Raw genomic sequence first — 18733 nt, forward strand, 5'->3', positions numbered from 1 at the left:
CACCGTACATATATAATATAGGGGGAAAATGTCAATACTCACACAGTCAGGAAGAGCAGCAATAGCAGCCAGCATCAAAAAGCAATCTATCCATCTTGCTTGGGGAACAGGTGATTCAAGTTGGGAAAGTAGCCACAAAGTAGAAAAAACTTTCGTTAAGGGTGAAATAAAATTTGATCATCAACCTATTAAAGATGTGAAGGTTTTTACAGGGCAAACAACTTATCAGCCAAGTATTGACTATACAGTTAATGGCAGTACTGGTGTAATAAAACTTACGGAAAATAGCTCTATTCCAGTAAGTGATAAAGTTACTGTAGAGTATAGTGAAAGCACACCACCAGAGCTGATAACTTCTGAAAAGCTGCTCAATGAACTTGGCAGACGTACTGCAGACGAAGTGCTATTCTGCACAGGTGATGAAAACGGTGAACTTATAACTCCATCTGGAAGGTTTAGGCCCTCAAATGTACCAACTAATAATCTCTATCTCAAATTTACTTTCGATTTCACAAACGCAGCAAATCAAGTTATACGGGAATTAGGGGTTATGGTTGGTACTAAAGTAAAAGAAGAATTACCTATAGGACAGAGATATTTTGAACCACAAGATATAGAAGACCCAGGGATCTTATTAGTTTTAGAGCATACAGTACCGCTCATTAGGACTTCAGCAACCCGGGAAACTTTTTCGTTTGTAGTGACATTTTAGAAAAAGAGAAAAAAGATGACCTTAAATAGCTATTATAACCGCTTTAATCCTGACAAAGAATACGAAAAAAGCTTGTTTCTTGCAGGAAGAGGTCTACAGTCTGCAGAATTAAACGAGACTCAGGAGTATGCTCTCTCTAAGCTTAAAGGCATAGGCGATGCAATATTTCGTGATGGCGATGTTATAACAGGAAGCAATTATATTATAGATGGGGAAACTGGTAAAGTTACACTTGAGTCAGGAAAAATCTATCTTCGTGGAGCAGTTAGAAAAGTAGAAGCAAAAGAGTTTGTTATTCCACTGAGTACCACAGTGCGTATCGGTGTTTATTATCTAGAATCTACGATTACAGAACTTGAGGACGAAAATCTTCGTGATCCTGCTGTTGGTACACGTAATTATCAAGAAGTAGGAGCTGCAAGACTTAAAGTTTCCACCATTTGGGGTTATCAAGCAGAAGGTGTTTCTTCCACTTTTTCTGTAAATGGCGAATTTTATCCAATTTATAACATTGAAAATGGAGTATTGATAGAACATTCACCGCCACCACAAGCAAATATAGTAACTACTGCTCTTGCTCGTTATGACAAAGAAGCCAATGGTTCCTACGTCGTAAATGGTCTTGAAGTAATGTTCCTGCAAAAGGAAGAGGGAGAAGGAGGAAAAAAAATATTTGTGATTAATGAGGGCAAAGCTCATGTTGATGGCTATGAGATTGAACTTCCTCACAGTATTCGTGTTTCTTTTGATGAAGATCCGGATATAAAATCAGTTGAATCAGAACCACATACTTTTCAGCCAAATAGCCAAAGAGTAATGGAACTTAAAGTTAATGATTTTCCAATAAGTGAAATTAAAAAAGTAGATATAACCGTTCAAAAAACCATTACCATTACTCATGGTTCATATTCAGGAGCTGTTGATCCAATACCTGACTCTGCAGTACTTGAGATTATTCAAGTTAAACAAGGCAATGTTATTTATGAAAATAGTATAGATTACAAATTAAACGCAGGAAATGTTGATTGGTCATTACCAGGTAAAGAACCAGCTCCTGGAAGTAGTTATCAAATAACTTACCGCTGTCGTACTCATGTAAGTCCTGAAGATATAAGTGAACAGGGATGCAAAGTAAAAGGAGCAGTTGATAACAGCTTGGTTTTGATTGATTACACCTGGAAAATGCCCCGCTATGATTTAATTACTATCGATAGCAAAGGGGTGGTAAGAAGAATAAAAGGAATTTCCCACTCTTGGAGACCATCGATGCCTAAAGCACCTAGCGGACAACTTTTGCTCTGCTACATTCATCAGACATGGAAAAACGGAGAAAAAGAAGGGGTAAAAATAGTGAATAATGCTATTCATGCTGTACCGATGAATGAGCTTGAAGCAATGAAAAAAGGAATAAATGATCTTTATGAGCTGGTTGCACAGGAACGTTTACGCAGTGATGCAAATTCAAGAGAACCTACAACGAAAAAAGGAGTATTTGTTGATTCGTTTTTTGATGATGATATGCGTGATCAAGGAATTTCGCAGTCTGCAGCAATAGTAAACAAAGAATTAATTTTACCTATAGATGTGGAAATTATTGATGTTGAAAGAGGTAAAGAACCTTATCTTTTACCTTATAAACTTGAACCGGTACTGGAGCAGCTTTTACAGACTAAAGGAGAAAAGATCAATCCATATCAAGCTTTTGATCCAGTTCCGGCACAAATTACTCTAAATAAAAACATTGACCACTGGACAGAGGTTACCACGAATTGGAAAAGTCCAGTAACCAGAGTATTTAATGTTAAAGAAACAACAGAGCTGCTGTCAAGTACCTCATACGAAACTGAATTTATGAGAGAAGCAGTACAGAATTTTGAAATTGAAGGTTTTGAGCCAAGTGAGAAGCTTAAAGAGATAAAATTTGACGGAATAATTATTCAACCTATAGCATAAAAATATGTTAATAGTTAACAATCAAGGACAAATAAGTGGAAAAATAAAAATCCCAGCAAATATTCCAGCAGGTACTAAATTAGTACAGTTTTATGGTGATAAAGGAAGCTATGGAGAAGCAACGTACACTGGTAAAAAAACTATTACCATAGAAGAGAGAAGAAGAGTTATCGCAGCAAGAAGAGTTGATCCTTTAGCGCAAACATTTACTTTAAATGAGAGCAGACACATAGGAGGTCTAGAGTTATGGTTTATAAATAAAGGCAAAAAACGTGTTGTTGTGCAGATTAGAGAAACAGCAGTGGGAATGCCCTCGCAGACTGTCATTGCTGAAAGTTATATTGAGCCAAAAGATATAAAGATAGATGGCACAGCAACACGTATAGAATGGTCACCAATGTTTTGCCATGCAGGAGAGGAGTATGCGATAGTACTACTTACTGATGATGCAGATACTGCAGTAAAAATAGCAGAGCTTGGCAAGTATGATGCAGTAAATAGCCGTTGGGTAACAAGTCAACCATATCAAGTAGGAGTATTACTGTCATCTAGCAATGCAAGCACCTGGACTCCACATCAAAATTTAGATTTAACGTTTCGACTACTAGCTGCAAAATTTAGTGAAGTTTCTCATGTTGTTGACCTGGGCAAAGTTACTGTAAATAATGTATCAGATTTAATTGTTTTGACGAACGTCGAAAAAGTAGCATTTGATACCAATGTAGAATTTATCTTAACAGATGAAGAGGGAAGAGAAAACTTTTTGTCTGATAATTTGCCGCTCGCGCTGCGTGAAAGAATAAATGGGGAATTAACGGTAAAAGCAAGCCTAAAAGGAGGGCGAGAAAAAAGTCCTGTTCTCTATCCTGGGTTACAGCTAGTTCTGGGTAATCTTTCAGAGTTCGGAGATTATGTTACAAGAAGCATTACAGCAGGAGCTAACACTAAGATTACCATAACATATGATGCGCTGATACCTGGCACTGCAGATGTTAAAGCATATGTACAAAAAAACGTGGATTGGCAATTAGTAAATTTAACATCAGGAAAACCAATTGGAGAAAATTTGGTAGAGAGAACTCATGTGCTATCAAATTTTAATGGTAATGATACAAGGATAAAATTGGTTTTAAGTGGAACGGTTGTCTATCGTCCAAAAGTCAAAAATCTACGAATCATTATCACTTAGCAGAATGTCAGATGATAAAACAAGTAGAGGATACTCTTTGCCTCATCCAGAAAACATTGCTGTGCAAGATGTTGTTCGTATCCGTACCACAATTAAGAAAATAGATGAAGATATTACCGAAAGAGAAGATGAGCATAATCAACTTAAGAGTAATTTTGAGCGGTTTAATTTTGAGACTTTTTTAAATTTTTGGAAATGAAAGAAGCAATATACCAAAGGATAAAGGATTTAGCAGCAAACAGCACACCTGATCAACTGGCATATCTTGCAAAATCGCTGGAATTGATAGCAGATAAAAAAGCTATTGCTGACATTGTGCAGATGACTGAGGTAAAAGAGATAATTGATGCACTACAAAAGAGGCTTAAGGATTTAGCAGAAAACAGTACACCAGATCAATTAGCATATCTTGCTAAAGCATTGGAATCAATAGTCGACAAAAGTGCAGTTTCTGAAATTGTACAGATGACAGATGGTAAGCTAAAAGAACTTCTTGATAGTGCAAAAAAACACTTAACTGATCTGGATAATAAAAAAGCTAGTTCTTTAGCAGTGATCTCTGAATCAGAGAAGCAGTTATTAAAGAGAATTGATGAAAAAGGAACAACAAATTTATCGCTACTTGATACGAGAAAGAATGCCAATATTGCAGCAATAAATAGCATTAGTAATAGTCATAAAGATGGTCTTAAAGGTTTAGTGAATAACTTCCGTACTGTTAATGATGTGCCAAGTGGCTCATCAATTATTAGGGAAATAGAAACTCGAATTGAAAACATCCTGAATGAGGTAAAAACTCGGGATGAACAGTTAAAAGTGTCTCTTATAAATGAAATAAGAAAGCGCAACATGGTTGAACCAGGGTCATTACCTTTCTTATTTGGTGTACTTGGCAGAAAAAATAATTATTTTGGCCACGGAACTTTTACGACAGAGCTTGGAAAGTGGAGTAGTGATATAACAAAAACTGACTATATGTTACAACTACTAGCAGGTAGCCATACGTACAATACAGATTACGTTAGTTTTTATCGGCCAAGACAACTAAGTTTTATAGAGGGAAGTAAAGGAACATTTATTTACGGAGAGTTATGCACAAAAAGTTTTTCGGGTAGTTATGATGAGATATACTATTACCCGTATGCTGCACTTGGAGTAGTATTTGTAAAAAATACAACCAATGTGAACATAAATAAGACAATGGAATTTGTTGGATCATCGTATTCGAGTACGGAGTATGGGGGAGCAGGATTATTTGTGGGAACTCCTGATAACACTAATTCTAATAAATCAAGTATTTCAAAAATAGTATGGAAAAATGTTTACCAATACACGAGTTCTGATAGCAAGTTAGCCGGATCTGGTAATGTGGAGATTCCAGCAGGAAAAACAGTTGCAATATTACTTTACACATCATCTTATCTGTATTCCAGAACACAAGTTAGTCAAGGTATGCTTGCATCAAATTATGTACACAACTATGGTCAATTTATTCAGTGGGGGATTTATAACATACGTAGCAATTTTCTCACCACAGGGCTTGAGGTAGATGTGGAAAGGACGCTCAGGGGTTGGCAATGTCCAGGGTTAGAACGAACTGATCAAATATGGCAATGAGGAGGAATTTGTGACTATTTATATACGTTTTGAAAACCACAAGCAGATTGAAACAACAACACTTGAAAACAAGCCAACTGGAAATGATTGGTATGAAGCACCAAAGAATTTTGACTGGCAAAAAAGTTATTGTTTAACAGAAGGAGAGAAAATTGTTGAAAGGAATAAGGAAGATATTGAGCTGGAGTTATTGGAAAATGCGAAACTTTCTGCACTTCGTTTTTATTTTAATAACTATACTAACGAATACGCTGGAAATTCTCACCAAAAAGCTAAATCGTATCAAATACAAGAAAAAGCCGCAAAAAGCATTCTAGCAGCACCAGAGTCTATAAGTAAAAAGGATACAGAAATTATAGAACCATTAGCAAAAGTCCGTGGTATTACAGTTATTGAAATGGCAAGAATAATTGAAGAAAAAGCAAAAAAAGCAGTAAAAGAAATAATTAAATGTGAAGAGTTGGAAGACATTACCAAGAAGAAAATTGCAGAAGCCAAAAGTAAAAATGAGCTAGAGAACTTACTAAACGATTTTAAACAAAAGATACAAAGAAATGGCTGAAGAATTTTTACACGGAGTAAATGTTATTGAGGTAACCTCAGGAGCAAAGACAGTACGTACAGCTAAATCATCAGTGATAGGTGTAATTGGTACTGCACCTGAAGCTGATGAGCAAAAGTTTCCGCTAAATAAACCAGTGTTAATTGCAGGAAGCTTAAAAGAAGCAGCAAGACTTGGAAAGAGTGGCAGTTTACCTTCTGCAACAAACGGAATATTTTCCCAGATTGGTGCAACAGTAGTAGTTATTCGAGTTAAAGAAAGTGAAAACAGCGATTCAAAGCTCAAAGAAAGTGAAACTATCCAAAATATAATTGGCGGTGTTGATAAAGAGACTGGAGAGTATCAAGGGATAGAGGCATTCCTCAGTAGTGAAAGCATAGTTCATATTGCTCCAAGAATATTAATTGCACCTCAGTTTACTCATCAGTTACCTGAAATAGATGGAGTAAATCCAGTAGTGAGTGCTTTAATTTCCATAGCAGAAAAATTAAGAGCAATTATTGTTGCAGATGGACCAAATACTAATGATGAAGAAGCAATAAAATGGAGAAAAAGTGTAGGCAGCTCAAGAGTTTACGTAGTTGACCCTTGGGTTAAGGTATTTATTGAAGGAAAAGAAGGAACCTTGCCAGCAAGCCCATTTGTAGCTGGTTTAATAGCAAAAGTAGATAGCGAACAAGGATTTTGGCACTCACCTTCAAATAAAGAGATAAATGGTATTGTTGGAACAAGCAGGCCTATTGATTTTACGCTCGGTAATACAAATTGTAGAGCAAACCATTTAAATGAAAATGAAGTAACAACGATAATTCATCAAAATGGCTATAGGCTTTGGGGAAATAGAACATGTTCAAACGATTCGAAATGGGCTTTTCTATCAGTAAGGCGCACTGCAGATTTAATTAACGATAGTTTACTTCGAGCTCATCTCTGGGCAGTTGATCGCAATATCACAAAAACTTATATAGATGATGTGATTGAGGGGGTGAATTCTTACCTTGCAAGTTTAAAAGCGCAAGGAGCAATTATCAGTGGAAAATGTTATGCAACTCCCGAACTCAATACACCGGCAAATATTGCAAGCGGAAAAGTGTCTTTTGATTTTGAGTTTACACCGCCATATCCAGCTGAGCAAATAATATTCAGATCCCATCTTGTAAATAATAGTGTAATAAGTTAGGAGAAAGCGAAGTGTTACCCAAAATACTGAGAAATTTTAACGTATTTGTAGATGGTCGTGGTTATGCAGGAAAAATAGATGAAATTACGCTACCAAAGCTTACCATAAAAACAGAAGAGTACCGTGCTGGTGGTATGGATATTCCAATAAATATTGACATGGGCATGGAAAAGCTTGAAGCAGATTTCACTTTTGCTGAATACGATACAGAGCTCTTTCGGCTATTTGGGTTGATAAATGGAAATTCGGTATCTTTGACGCTCAGAGGTGGAATGCAAGGTAGTGGAAGTAATGATATTGGAGCAGTAATAATCAATTTAAGAGGCATTTTTAAAGAATTTGATTTTGGTAACTGGAAACCTGCTGAGAAAGCAACGCTGAAATGTACTGTAGCTGCCCATTACTATAAACTTACTATAGGCGGTAATGAGCTGATAGAAATCGATGCTGAAAATATGATTAGAAAGATAAATGGCGTTGATCAAATGGCCTTGCTACAAACGATTCTAGGGATCTAATATGGTTGACAAAATTACATAAAAATGTTAAAATATAAGAAGTTGTAGGTATATAGTTAATATGGATTCTAAAGCTCATACAAATTCCATAGAGCAGCTAACTGGTTTACTTGTTAGTGTAGCACAATCTCAAGACAAGTCCGTTTTAAAGTTATTAACTGAATTAATGGAAGAAGAAATTGAAGATATGGAATTATCTAAGATTGCTGACGAACGCTATAAAGAAAAGAGGGTTAAACATCAAGATGCCTTCTGGGATTAAGCCTTACAATATAGACTATTCAGAATCTGTTATAAAGAAAGACATTCCGGCTCTTCCAGCAAAAGTAAAGTTAATGATTAAGAAGGCAATAATGGAGCGTCTAACAGTTGATCCAATTGGACTTGGAAAGCCATTAAAGCATAACTTAAGTGGACAACGTAGTCTACGGGTGAGGTATACTTTATTATATAGATGTACCAGAACATACAGTAGTTATTACTTCAATTGAACACAGAAAAGATTCTTATCAAAGCTAATCCTATTTATAGCACCATACAAAGAAATTAGTTATGTAAAAGCCGATATAGACTTTTATTTAATTAACTTTTTAAGGAGGAACATGCAAGCTATAACACTTAATAACCCAATAACAGTTGATGGAATTTCTGTCTCAGAACTTACTGTTAGACGTCCAAAAGTTAGAGACTATCTTGCAATTGAACGCTTAAATGGTAGTGACCTTAGTAAAGAAGTAACTTTGACTGCCAATTTGACATCAGTTGCAAAAGAAGCAATTGAAGAGTTAGATATTGCTGATTATGTGAAAATTCAAGAGGTATTAAAGGATTTTTTTTCACCGATTATCCAAAAAACTTGAGATTAGAAGTATTAATGTTCAGCTCTGTTGTAGGAGGCGGGGTTGAACAAATACTTGATATGGAGATTAATGAATTTATCTTATGGCATAAAGCAGCGAGGAAGGTACAATGTCAACATTATCTATAAAAATCGGAGCAGTTTTAGATGGCAGTTTCAGTACTGTAATAAAAGGAAGTAGCAGTCAACTTACTCATCTTGGTGAGAATATAAGAAAGCTTGACTCATCTTTAAAATCAGTATCAAAGTTTAAGCAGTTAGGTCATGATGTTTTGACTAGCAAGAGGTCATGGAAAGGCTTTGAAGATCAAGTAAAATCTTTAGCTAAACAAATGAAGGCAATAGAGAAACCGAGCAAAACTTTAAAAGCAGAATTTGACAAGGCCAAAACCTCTGCAATAAAAGCAAAAGAAGCATATTTGAAAAAGAGAGATGCTTTGCATTCATTTAATGAAGAAGTAAGAAAAAGTGGAAGAAATATTAAGTACTTAGTAAGTGACCAACATAAACTTGGCTCTTCTATTGAAGTATTAAAAGGTAAGTATGGTAAGCTTGGATCTGCAATACGTAGTCACCAAAGTTTTTTAGCAAGCAAAGCACATTTTAAGTCACAAATTATAGAGACTATTGGGCTAGGGCTAACGCTTGCAGCTCCAGTTAAAGTTGCAATTGACTTTGAAAGTGCTATGGCTGATGTTACAAAAGTGGTAGATTTTAAAAAAGGGACGGATGAAGCAACTAAATTTGCAAAGAAGTTAAAAGAGATGTCACGTACTATACCATTATCAGCCGCAGAACTGGCACAAATAGCTGCAAGTGGTGGTCAACTTGGTATCAAGAAAGAAGATCTTTTTATGTTTACAGAAACAGTGGCAAAAATGTCTACAGCATTTGATATGTCTGCAGAGCAAGCAGGTGATTCTATAGCTAAACTCTCTAACGTTTATGGAATTGATGTTAGTAAAATGGAATACGTTGGTAATGTAATCAATCACTTATCAGATAACACTGCTGCCAAAGCAAAAGATATGGTTGAAGCTCTAGCAATAGTTGGTGGTACTGCAAAACAATTTGGTCTTGACATCAAGGAAACAAGTAGTTTAGTAAATGCCTTCGTTAGTTTAGGTAAACAACCAGCAAAAGCTGCAACTGCTATAAATGCTCTACTTAGTAAACTTCAGACTGCTGAAGAACAAGGAGGGGATTTTAAAGCAGCATTAGAGCAAATGGGAATAACTGCAGAAGAAATAGTACAAAGAATAAGCGAAAACGGCGAAGAAGCATTACTCTATTTTTTTCAAACTCTAAAGAAAATGGATAACCAGGAACGTTCTACAATCCTTATGAAACTTTTCGGTCAGGAATATCAAGATGATATTGCATTATTAGCTGGAAGTTTTAATAAGTATGAGGATGCAATAAAGTTATTGGCTAATACAGAAAAGTACAAGAGCTCTCTACAAGAAGAATTCAAAAATCGTGCAGACACTACAGCTAATAAATTACGACTTCTTCGAAATGCAATAGCTGAAGTTGGTATGAACCTGGGCTCAGTGATGTTGCCTACTTTAAAATCTATAGCTGAATTTTTACAAGAAAAAACTAGATATATAGCAGAGTTTGCAGAAAAATATCCAACTTTAACCACGGCGATCATGGGTACTGTAGCAGCCTTGATAAGTTTAAAAATTGTAGCAGTAGGACTAGGATACGGATTTACATTGCTAGGAAGTACGATTTTTAGTCTGAAAGCAAACCTACTTGGAGTATTTTCATTTTTATCAGCTACAGTTTTTCCTGCAGTAGTAACAGGACTAAGAGCAATAACACTCGCTAACCCTATAGGACTTTTAGTTGCTGGACTTGTTACTGGTGCAGCTCTTGTTATAGCTAACTGGCAAAAGGTGAAAGACTTTTTCTCTAGCTTGTGGAAATCACTCATTGAACCTATAGGAAAAGCTTTTTCATGGATAGGGGAAAGTGTATTTGGAAAAGTATTGGAAAATAGCCCACTGAAAGAATTTGAAAAAAGAAAAACTGAAATAAAAGCAGTCCATACTCCCATAAAGAGTAATATTCTCAACAGTGGAAATCCTGTGCTAGGTAACAGTATAATTAAAGAATTTTCAAAGAGAAATAAAAATAGCTTCAGAGTCAAAAGCCTTATTGAGGAGACAGAGAGCGATAAGATATTTGCAAGGAGTAAGTTTGAAAATAAAGAACAAAATAAAACTCAGAACATCACTAATAATTACACTATCAGCATTAAAGCAGAACCTAACCAAGATGTTCGTAGTCTTGCAGATGAAGTAATAAAAAGGATAAGAGAAAAGTCACGTGATGTTTTATTTGATACGGTAGAGACATTTTATTGATGCTATCTTGTATCTTGAAAAAAGCATCTAATGTTTTAAGCTTAAGCATTAGGTGGAGAAGGGAAGAACTCTGGATGTTATCTTAGATATAAAATCTGTCCAAGAGAAAAGAGTTCCCTTCTCAAAAGTAGAGGTTGGACGGTATCTTAGAAAGACCTAAATGGTTCTAATTCTGTATGCACAAGGTTAGCCTTACTTTTCATTTTAAATGGTAACGTATGGAGTTATAAATGATCAACAACTTTTTAGGTATAGACATATCAAAAGATCGCTTTGATGTTTTTCTTTCTTTCATAAGTAAAAAAGGGAAACGCGAAACTAAGAAAAGGAATTTTAAAAACGATGATTCTGGGTTTCAAGGTCTACTTGATTTTTTACAAAAACATAATGTGGAGCAAGTAACAATCTGTATGGAAGCTACAGGTTGTTATAGTGAAGCTTTGGCTGAATTTCTACACAATGCTGGATATTTTGTTAGTGTAGTAAATCCTTATTGCATAAAATCTTATGCAAGGAGTAAGCTTGTGCGACAAAAGAATGATCAGAGCGATGCAGAGATTATAGCAGATTATTGTCAAAGACAGGAACCTACACGTTGGACACCACCTTCTTCTGAAAAGAAAAAATTAAAACATCTTTATCGTTGTTCAGCTGCGTTAAAAAATGAATTAACATTAGTAAATAATCATTTAGAAAAGAAAGAGAGACTGCCTGAAAAAGTTGTAAATGTTTGGGAAAATCTTTCAGTGAACATAGAGCAATCAATAGAAACAATAAAAAACTCCATACATGAACTATTAAAACAACACAAAGAATTGTTGGAAGATTTTCAGCTACTATTAACTGTTCCAGGCATAGGAAAGGAATCAGCAGTAGCTATTTTAGCTGAAATTTCTGATATAAAAGTTTTTATAAATGCCAGGCAATTGGCATCATATGCTGGAACTATACCACGGAATATAACATCAGGTTCATCTGTATATGCCAAGCCCAGATTAAGTAAATCAGGTTCACAAACATTACGTAAGGCAATGTATTTTCCTGCTATAGTATCTAAAAAGCATAATCCTATTATTATGACTTTTTGTAAGAGGTTAAAAGAGAAAGGCAAGCATAACATGGCCATTGTAGGAGCTGCAATGCGCAAGTTACTCCATATAGTTTTTGGTGTTTTAAGTTCAAGGAAGGCTTTTGATCCAGATCATATCAAGAATTATAAGGCTAGAAGATTAGCTGAAGTTTAAAGTCAAAAAGTGCTCCATCACATCTTATGTGAAATAGTATCTTACACAAATTTATTTAATGTTGCTGGTTAGTGTGTATGTTGATAAGTAAATTGATTTTACATATACACAACAGCAGAAATTTACTTATCAACATATACACTAACTATAATCTGTGTACTGCTACACAGATTGTGAATTGGAAGTATTTTTTTTGGTTTTATGATGCAATTTAGGAAATTTTTATGTTGACTAACAAGACGGTATCTCTTGGTCCGTATAAGTTTGCTCCCACAAGTTTAAAGTATAGCAGAGAAAATCGTTGGAGCACGATTGAGTGTATTGAAAATATGCCACTATTACAAAATATCGGTCAAGGTGTAGAAAATATAGATTTAGAAGGAATGATTTATCTGCATAATCTCAACGGGCTAAATCAATTAAAGAGTGTGAAAGAAGCTGAAAAACCACATATTTTAGTAGATAGTTTAGGTAATATTTTAGGACAATTCGTAATTACTAGGTTAGAAGAAAAGCAGATGTATTTTTTACCTAATGGACTACCAAGAAAAGTTGAATTTAGTTTGAGTTTAAAAAGCTATAGATGACTGTATACTATGTGAGTAAAGAAAATGAGATGTTAGATCTGATTTGCTGGAAACATTACGGATTTACTGATGGAGTAGTGGAATTAGTACTAGCAGAGAACTTAGGTTTGGCAGAATACGGAAGCTTTTTGCCTGCAGGATTAAGGATAAAGCTTCCTACTATTAAGAAAATAGTACAAAAGTCAAAATTAAAGGTCTGGGAATAAATGCAGCCAGATTTTATAATAGATAAATGTGAATCAATTAAAGGTAGAGTTATATCATTGCACCTTACAGATGAATCAGGAATAATAGATGATGTAGTTGAAGTGTGTGTTGATTACAGGGATGAAGACATAGATATTCCGAATGAATTGAACATAGCACTAGGTTATAAGGAATTTGGAATCTTTCCAATGGGTATATATACAGTCAACGAAGTGACTATACAGGGTCCACCTAAGACTCTACTAATCAAAGCTCATGCAACAAATTTAAGAATATCTTTGAAGGCAAAAGTATCAAAAGAATGGCGCCAAATTACCATAGAAAACTTAGTAAAAGAAATAGCCCAAAAACATGGATATGGATACAAAGTCGCTAAGGAATTTAAGAATGTATTGATACCCCACATTAATCAGGCAGATGAAAGTGATATAAGTCTGTTAACAAAGATCGCAACAGAGCGTGAAGCAATGGCAAAATTAGCTGGTGGGTATATATTGTTTATTTCAAAGAATATGGCAAAATCAGCCACAGGAAAAGCTTTAGGAACAACGACTATTAGACCTCAAGATACAATTAACTGGAAAGTACATTTTACCGTACGTGATAAGTATAATTCAGTAGTGGCAAAGTGGCATAGCTATGAAAAGGGCGAAACTATTAAAGAAACAGTTGGTAGTAGCGAGCCAAGTTATATTATGCTGGAACTTTACTCTAATGCAGAGTCAGCGCTGAGTGCAGCAAATGCCAAGTTGAAACAATTGAAGCGTAACAATGAAGCTTTAGATATAACTATGCCTGGTAATCCTCAAATTTTTGCAGAAGCTAAACTTAATCTTATAGACTTTAACCAAGCGGTAGATGGTGAATGGATAGTTAATAGAGCGGAGCATACTTTAAATAGCTCAGGTTACCTTACTATGTTGTCAGCATCTTTGAGTAAGTAATGTTAATAAAAAATGAGTAAATGATCTATTTAATATTAAAAAGATGTTGAATATGGATAAATTGGGTCAAGATACAAAAAACAAGCTGCATTTTTGGTGGCTTATAACAGTAATAGTATGTATTATTGCTACCTATTCCTACATGAAGGCAAAGGCTGCAGATAATTATAAAACGATATTACGCATTGCTTCTCAAAATTGTAACTTAGAGACTGTAAAATTCTTAGTAGAAAATCTATTAGATATTAATGTGCAGATCCCTAAATTAACAGCACTACATTATGCTGCAGAAGAGGGATGTGCAGAGGTTGTAAAATTCCTAGTAGAAAAAGGAGTTGATATAAATGCTACGAAATATGAAAGATGGACACCTTTACATGCAGCTACATATGAAGGCAAATTGGAGATAATTAGATTTTTATTAGACAAAGGTTCAGACCCTACCATTAGAGATACAGATGGAAAAACACCAAGGAAAATTGCTGTATTAAGATCACGGCATAATAAGGACAAACCTTATGATGAAATCATTAAGCTACTTGCAGAAGCAGAGGACCGATAACAAAAAGTAATCACTAAAGCTGTAAGTTTTCTATAATCTGCATATAAATTTCCAAAACTATCCATAACAAGTTAATATTTTCACATGAAAAAGCAAAAAATCCCAATAGCGGTAATAATAACAATAGTTCTACAGACTGTAGGATTCATATGGTGGTTGGCAAAACTTGACTTACGTGTACACATCCATGATAAATTTATAGAAAAAAACCAAGGACTAATCGAAATAGTCTATCGACTTGAAGAGAGAGTGAAAAACCTCACTGAAGAAGTCAACGAACTTGAAGCTATTCACAAACACAAATAAATTTTACAGTGACAAAGTACATTTTATAGCTCTTTTCATAAAAGTCCGGATGTGATAGGATAAGGATAGATGATGATAAGGAGGTTGAATGCCAGCAGCATATAGTTATGATTTAAGAAAAAAAGCAATGGAAGTGCTAGACGAAGGAGAAAGCAGAGAAACAGTGGCAGCAAGATTTAAGATTGGACGAACTACTTTATGGGAGTGGCAGCAAAGAAGAAAAGAAACAGGAGACTTTCAATCAAAAAAACTTGGAAATGGGGGTTACAATCACAAAATTACCGACTGGGATACCTTTGCCAAATTTGCCAGAGAACACGGAGGAAAGACTCTATCGGAAATGGCTAAACTTTGGAACAACGTTAGTATCCAAACGATCTATCGAGCCCTTAAAAAAATTGGATTTACGCGCAAAAAAAGACATATGGATACAAGGAAAGAAACGAAGAAAAACGTGCTGAATTTTTGAAAATTATAGCGACAAAAGAACCTAAAAACTTAGTGTATATAGATGAGTCTGGCATTGATAACACCGAAGACTACCCCTACGGATATTGCCAGAAAGGACAGCGGTTTTATGCCTTAAAATCTGGAAAGAAAACTCAACGAATCAGTATGGTTGCAGCCTTAAGTGGAAGAAAGATAGTTGTTCCGTTAACCTTTGAAGGCCACTGTAATATGGATGTTTTTAATGGATGGTTTGAGCAATTTTTGACACCGATCTTGGAACCTGGACAGACTGTCATTCTTGACAATGCTACTTTTCATAAGTCTGATAAGATTATCGAGCTTGCTAAAGGGGTTGGTGCAGAAATTTTGTATCTGCCGCCTTATTCTCCAGATTTCAACAAAATTGAGCATCATTGGTTTGCTATAAAAAACAGAGCCAGGAAAAACATTCCTCTATTCGAATCCTTTCGTCGTGCTGTTGATTCTGCCTTCCTATGACCTGTTCGGACTATTATGAGAAATGCTATATCTGTAGATGGAGGTGGCATTAGAGGGATAATACCTGCCATTATTCTAGCAGAAATTGAATCTAGGACAAAAAAGCCAATTTCCCAGATTTTTGATTTAATGGCAGGAACCTCAACCGGTGGGATTATTGTTGCTGGACTTTGTAAAAGCAATAAACTTCAATACTCTGCCAATGATTTGGTTGAACTTTACCAAGAGTATGGAGCATATATCTTTCAATCATCATTTTGGAGAAAATCAATTGCTTCTTGGCTGAGTGGTTCTCAGTACTCATATAGAAATATGGAATTTATTCTCAACAAATACTTTGGTGAAAGTACTATGGCCGATGTTGCGAGTAATCTACTACTCACCAGTTATGACATTCACAATAGTTGTGAATTTTTCTTCAAAAGTTGGAAAGAAAAAAACATTAAGTTGAAAGATGCACTCAGAGCTACAACAGCTGCTCCAACGTACTTCACACCAAAACGTCTGAAAATTAGCCAAACAGAGAGAGTATTGATAGATGGTGGAGTGTTTGCAAATAATCCAGCGGCTTGTGCATATGCAAGTGGTAAGAGGTTATTTCCAAATGATGAGATTATACTGCTATCAATAGGCACTGGTGGAACAGATAGAAGTATAAAGTATGCTAACTCAAGGAAATTTGGCAAAATAGGGTGGATCAAGCCACTACTGAATGTGATGTTTGCCTCTGGATTGGATTGCGTTGATTATCAACTAGAACAAGTAATAGACGATAAATATATAAGAATACAATCGCAATTGAAAGTAGCATCGACTGAGATGGACAATATTACACTCAAAAATATCAAATCTCTTCAGCAAGAGGCAAATGCAATGATAGAGGACAACCAGAAATTAATAGATAAACTTTGCGATTTCATATCTTAATTTATACCAAGCAAAATTCAACTGAGCCAAAAAAGTTGGTTAGCAAATTCTGCTGGTTAAATCATTAACTAACTTTACTTATATCTTAAACACATTCAATTTTCACACTCACCCAACTCATCAGCAGTTAGGCCACTTGCTCGCACAATAATATCAATAGCAACACCTTCCTTAACTAGATCTTTTGCAATCTTGATTTTCTCTGCTTTTTTAACCTTTTCTTTACCAGTTTGCATTCCTTCAGATAAAGATCTGGCTACCGTATCCAGTAATTCTTGATCCTCAATTTTTTCGCATTTACCTATAAACCCAAAAACTGGCTCATTTTCATATTCTGTTAGTCCAAGAGCTTTAATGTTAACTGATAATGTCTTTGCTATCTTATATAATATTTCAATTGGAATATCTGTATATCCTCGTTCATAGTCGTGTATTTCTTTAGGTGTTGAACCGATTTTATTTGCCAAGTCCTCCTGAGTGTATTCCCGTATTAATCTCTCCTCTTTTATCCTTTTCCCCACTTTGTAGAGTATAGAATCAGTACAAATTTCTTTCTCTATATCATCATACTCATAAGTAGATAAGCGAGTCACTTGGGAAATAATATCAACTGAAACTCCTTCTTTCACTAGATTCTTTGCTACTTCTATTTTCGCTTCTTCTTGGCTAATTTTCTCGCTAATATATACAAACCTTACTAATGGATACAGCTTCTTGCGTAATTCCTGATCCTTAATTTCTCTATGTATTTTTGTTAGATAGACTATTTCTTTATCCTCATCTTCGTACCAACCGTTTTCTCTTAGTACTGTTGGTCCTGGAAGTAGATCTACAACACTAACTGACAATGCTCCTGCTATTATATACGATTCTTTGATTGTAATAGCCTTGCACCCTAGTTCAAAGTTATGTATTTCCTTATGTGTTAAACCAATTTTGCTTGCTAATTTTGCCTGAGTATACCCTTGTACTATCCTACAACCTTCTATTTTTTTCCCTAGCTCGTAGCTCAATATGCTCTGAATTATCATAGATAAATCCTCTAAAAGCTGTTTTTCCTACAGAAGCAAACATATATTCTATCACAAAAAAATCCACTATTGGCTAAGTTTTTATGAAATCACAAAAATTTCTCAATCATATAATTTGATAAGCCTGTCGTTTGCAAGATAATATCAACAGAAATTCCTTCTTTCACTAAATTCCTTGCAACTTCAATCTTCTTTTCCTCTCTGACCTTTTCTCTACAAACATGTATACCTTTAAATAAAGACTTGATTAGCATATCGCGTAATTCCCGACTCTCAATCTTTTTGTATTCTTCTATCAAATTTGATAGCTTTTCTTCCACTTCTTCATCTGATTCGGGAAGTAGATCTATGATACTGATTGATAATACCTTTGCTATTTCATCTAACATTTCAAGTGAAACAGCAGCTCTCCCTTGTTCATATTCGTATATTCCTTGATTTGTTATGCCAACTTTATTCGCTAAATCTTTTTGTGTATATCCTCGTATCAATCTCCACTCTTTTATCCTTTGCCCTACTTTGTATGGAACCGAAATTTTGTTCTCCTCATACTCACCAATAGATAGGTTAGTTGTTCGAGAGATAACATGAGCAGAAACTCCTACTTTCATCAAACCCCTTGCTACTTCTATTTTTACCGCTTTTCTGCTTCTTTCCTCGCTCAAACGAATAAATTTGGTTAATAAATAAAATACCTCGCTTAATTCTTCATCCTTATACCCCTTTACTAAATTTAATATTTCTTCATCTTCAAAATATCTTTTTTCATTTGGTAGTGTCTCTCCACAAACTAGACCTTTAACATTCACTGATAATGCTTCTGCTATGGCATATAACTTCTTAATTGGAATTTTACGACTCCCTTTTTCATATTGCAGTATTGCCCAGTACTTTACACCAACCTTCTCCGCTAAATCCTTTTGAGTATACCCTCTCTCTAACCTCCAACTTTTCACTTTTTGCCCTACTTCACAGTCTAGATTTTTTTCCATACAAAGAACCATACATATAA

The 18733-nt window shown here is 35.1% G+C and carries 21 protein-coding genes; 19 read left to right on the forward strand and 2 right to left on the reverse strand.

Annotated elements, in window-relative coordinates; genetic code table 11:
- Positions 1–28: 28 nt before the first annotated feature.
- The 19 genes from AAGD93_RS03320 to AAGD93_RS03410 all read left to right on the forward strand — a co-directional run bounded on the left by AAGD93_RS03320 (position 29) and on the right by AAGD93_RS03410 (position 16690).
- A complete protein-coding gene (locus AAGD93_RS03320; RefSeq protein WP_141456755.1) occupies positions 29–712 on the forward strand; it encodes a hypothetical protein in 684 nt (227 codons plus the stop codon).
- A gap of 15 nt (positions 713–727) precedes the next feature.
- Positions 728–2665 (forward strand): DUF4815 domain-containing protein, encoded by a 1938-nt coding sequence (locus AAGD93_RS03325; RefSeq protein ID WP_341819860.1) that lies wholly within the window; start codon positions 728–730, stop codon positions 2663–2665.
- Positions 2666–2669: 4 nt separating this feature from the next.
- Positions 2670–3854 carry a hypothetical protein gene (locus AAGD93_RS03330; protein ID WP_253303054.1) on the forward strand — a complete coding sequence of 395 codons (1185 nt, stop codon included), beginning with the start codon at positions 2670–2672 and terminating at the stop codon, positions 3852–3854.
- Between the two features lie 4 nt (positions 3855–3858).
- Complete coding sequence (locus tag AAGD93_RS03335; protein ID WP_015589010.1) at positions 3859–4053, forward strand: hypothetical protein; 195 nt, start codon at positions 3859–3861, stop codon at positions 4051–4053.
- Entirely contained in the window at positions 4050–5471 is a 1422-nt protein-coding gene (locus AAGD93_RS03340; RefSeq protein WP_341819861.1) for a hypothetical protein, read from the forward strand. The genes AAGD93_RS03335 and AAGD93_RS03340 overlap by 4 nt, the downstream gene beginning before the upstream one ends.
- Positions 5472–5481: 10 nt before the next feature.
- A complete protein-coding gene (locus AAGD93_RS03345; RefSeq protein WP_264685697.1) occupies positions 5482–6033 on the forward strand; it encodes a hypothetical protein in 552 nt (183 codons plus the stop codon).
- Positions 6026–7213 (forward strand): phage tail sheath subtilisin-like domain-containing protein, encoded by a 1188-nt coding sequence (locus AAGD93_RS03350; RefSeq protein ID WP_253303051.1) that lies wholly within the window; start codon positions 6026–6028, stop codon positions 7211–7213. Before AAGD93_RS03345 ends, AAGD93_RS03350 begins: the two co-directional genes overlap by 8 nt.
- 11 nt (positions 7214–7224) lie before the next feature.
- Positions 7225–7731, forward strand: a complete 507-nt coding sequence (locus AAGD93_RS03355) for a phage major tail tube protein (RefSeq protein WP_253303050.1) — start codon at positions 7225–7227, stop codon at positions 7729–7731.
- A gap of 61 nt (positions 7732–7792) precedes the next feature.
- Positions 7793–7993 (forward strand): hypothetical protein, encoded by a 201-nt coding sequence (locus AAGD93_RS03360; protein ID WP_007303020.1) that lies wholly within the window; start codon positions 7793–7795, stop codon positions 7991–7993.
- 340 nt (positions 7994–8333) lie between these two features.
- Entirely contained in the window at positions 8334–8591 is a 258-nt protein-coding gene (locus AAGD93_RS03365) for a phage tail assembly protein (protein ID WP_010405430.1), read from the forward strand.
- A 109-nt stretch (positions 8592–8700) separates the two neighbouring features.
- Complete coding sequence (locus tag AAGD93_RS03370) at positions 8701–10965, forward strand: phage tail tape measure protein (protein WP_341819862.1); 2265 nt, start codon at positions 8701–8703, stop codon at positions 10963–10965.
- 230 nt (positions 10966–11195) lie between these two features.
- Positions 11196–12209 carry an IS110 family transposase gene (locus AAGD93_RS03375; RefSeq protein WP_264377562.1) on the forward strand — a complete coding sequence of 338 codons (1014 nt, stop codon included), beginning with the start codon at positions 11196–11198 and terminating at the stop codon, positions 12207–12209.
- Positions 12210–12433: 224 nt separating this feature from the next.
- The gene (locus AAGD93_RS03380) at positions 12434–12796 is read left to right on the forward strand and encodes a phage tail protein (protein WP_341819863.1); all 363 of its coding nucleotides are present in this window, start codon (positions 12434–12436) and stop codon (positions 12794–12796) included.
- The gene (locus AAGD93_RS03385; RefSeq protein WP_015589019.1) at positions 12793–13002 is read left to right on the forward strand and encodes a tail protein X; all 210 of its coding nucleotides are present in this window, start codon (positions 12793–12795) and stop codon (positions 13000–13002) included. The genes AAGD93_RS03380 and AAGD93_RS03385 overlap by 4 nt, the downstream gene beginning before the upstream one ends.
- Positions 13003–13947: a contractile injection system protein, VgrG/Pvc8 family gene (locus AAGD93_RS03390; RefSeq protein ID WP_253303046.1), complete on the forward strand. Its 945-nt coding sequence runs from the start codon at positions 13003–13005 to the stop codon at positions 13945–13947.
- 52 nt (positions 13948–13999) lie between these two features.
- A complete protein-coding gene (locus AAGD93_RS03395) occupies positions 14000–14509 on the forward strand; it encodes an ankyrin repeat domain-containing protein (RefSeq protein WP_264686091.1) in 510 nt (169 codons plus the stop codon).
- An 84-nt stretch (positions 14510–14593) separates the two neighbouring features.
- Positions 14594–14815: a hypothetical protein gene (locus tag AAGD93_RS03400; protein ID WP_015589022.1), complete on the forward strand. Its 222-nt coding sequence runs from the start codon at positions 14594–14596 to the stop codon at positions 14813–14815.
- A gap of 88 nt (positions 14816–14903) precedes the next feature.
- Positions 14904–15763, forward strand: a protein-coding gene (locus tag AAGD93_RS03405; protein WP_341819116.1) for an IS630 family transposase whose coding sequence is annotated in 2 segments (ribosomal slippage) — positions 14904–15228 and positions 15228–15763 — 861 coding nt in all. Because the reading frame shifts where the segments join, the coding sequence is not laid out codon by codon here.
- Positions 15764–15778: 15 nt separating this feature from the next.
- Positions 15779–16690: a patatin-like phospholipase family protein gene (locus tag AAGD93_RS03410; RefSeq protein ID WP_410529892.1), complete on the forward strand. Its 912-nt coding sequence runs from the start codon at positions 15779–15781 to the stop codon at positions 16688–16690.
- A gap of 95 nt (positions 16691–16785) precedes the next feature.
- Here the strand turns inward: AAGD93_RS03410 and AAGD93_RS03415 are convergent, their stop codons facing one another.
- A complete protein-coding gene (locus AAGD93_RS03415; protein ID WP_341819864.1) occupies positions 16786–17721 on the reverse strand; it encodes a helix-turn-helix transcriptional regulator in 936 nt (311 codons plus the stop codon).
- Positions 17722–17810: 89 nt separating this feature from the next.
- Positions 17811–18713, reverse strand: coding sequence for a helix-turn-helix domain-containing protein (locus AAGD93_RS03420; protein WP_341819865.1), 903 nt, complete (start codon positions 18711–18713; stop codon positions 17811–17813).
- Positions 18714–18733: the final 20 nt, after the last annotated feature.

Origin of the sequence: Wolbachia endosymbiont (group A) of Brachyopa scutellaris (genome assembly GCF_964026995.1) — a bacterium.
Lineage (GTDB): Bacteria > Pseudomonadota > Alphaproteobacteria > Rickettsiales > Anaplasmataceae > Wolbachia > Wolbachia pipientis.

Bases quoted from the DNA above. Each gene is read 5' to 3' on its own strand.
- AAGD93_RS03320 (WP_141456755.1), top strand. From the start codon at position 29: ATGTCAATACTCACACAGTCAGGAAGAGCAGCAATAGCAGCCAGCATC.
- AAGD93_RS03325 (WP_341819860.1), top strand. From the start codon at position 728: ATGACCTTAAATAGCTATTATAACCGCTTTAATCCTGACAAAGAATAC.
- AAGD93_RS03330 (WP_253303054.1), top strand. From the start codon at position 2,670: ATGTTAATAGTTAACAATCAAGGACAAATAAGTGGAAAAATAAAAATC.
- AAGD93_RS03335 (WP_015589010.1), top strand. From the start codon at position 3,859: ATGTCAGATGATAAAACAAGTAGAGGATACTCTTTGCCTCATCCAGAA.
- AAGD93_RS03340 (WP_341819861.1), top strand. From the start codon at position 4,050: ATGAAAGAAGCAATATACCAAAGGATAAAGGATTTAGCAGCAAACAGC.
- AAGD93_RS03350 (WP_253303051.1), top strand. From the start codon at position 6,026: ATGGCTGAAGAATTTTTACACGGAGTAAATGTTATTGAGGTAACCTCA.
- AAGD93_RS03360 (WP_007303020.1), top strand. From the start codon at position 7,793: ATGGATTCTAAAGCTCATACAAATTCCATAGAGCAGCTAACTGGTTTA.
- AAGD93_RS03365 (WP_010405430.1), top strand. From the start codon at position 8,334: ATGCAAGCTATAACACTTAATAACCCAATAACAGTTGATGGAATTTCT.
- AAGD93_RS03370 (WP_341819862.1), top strand. From the start codon at position 8,701: ATGTCAACATTATCTATAAAAATCGGAGCAGTTTTAGATGGCAGTTTC.
- AAGD93_RS03375 (WP_264377562.1), top strand. From the start codon at position 11,196: ATGATCAACAACTTTTTAGGTATAGACATATCAAAAGATCGCTTTGAT.
- AAGD93_RS03380 (WP_341819863.1), top strand. From the start codon at position 12,434: ATGTTGACTAACAAGACGGTATCTCTTGGTCCGTATAAGTTTGCTCCC.
- AAGD93_RS03385 (WP_015589019.1), top strand. From the start codon at position 12,793: ATGACTGTATACTATGTGAGTAAAGAAAATGAGATGTTAGATCTGATT.
- AAGD93_RS03390 (WP_253303046.1), top strand. From the start codon at position 13,003: ATGCAGCCAGATTTTATAATAGATAAATGTGAATCAATTAAAGGTAGA.
- AAGD93_RS03395 (WP_264686091.1), top strand. From the start codon at position 14,000: ATGGATAAATTGGGTCAAGATACAAAAAACAAGCTGCATTTTTGGTGG.
- AAGD93_RS03400 (WP_015589022.1), top strand. From the start codon at position 14,594: ATGAAAAAGCAAAAAATCCCAATAGCGGTAATAATAACAATAGTTCTA.
- AAGD93_RS03410 (WP_410529892.1), top strand. From the start codon at position 15,779: ATGAGAAATGCTATATCTGTAGATGGAGGTGGCATTAGAGGGATAATA.
- AAGD93_RS03415 (WP_341819864.1), bottom strand. From the start codon at position 17,721: ATGATAATTCAGAGCATATTGAGCTACGAGCTAGGGAAAAAAATAGAA.
- AAGD93_RS03420 (WP_341819865.1), bottom strand. From the start codon at position 18,713: ATGGAAAAAAATCTAGACTGTGAAGTAGGGCAAAAAGTGAAAAGTTGG.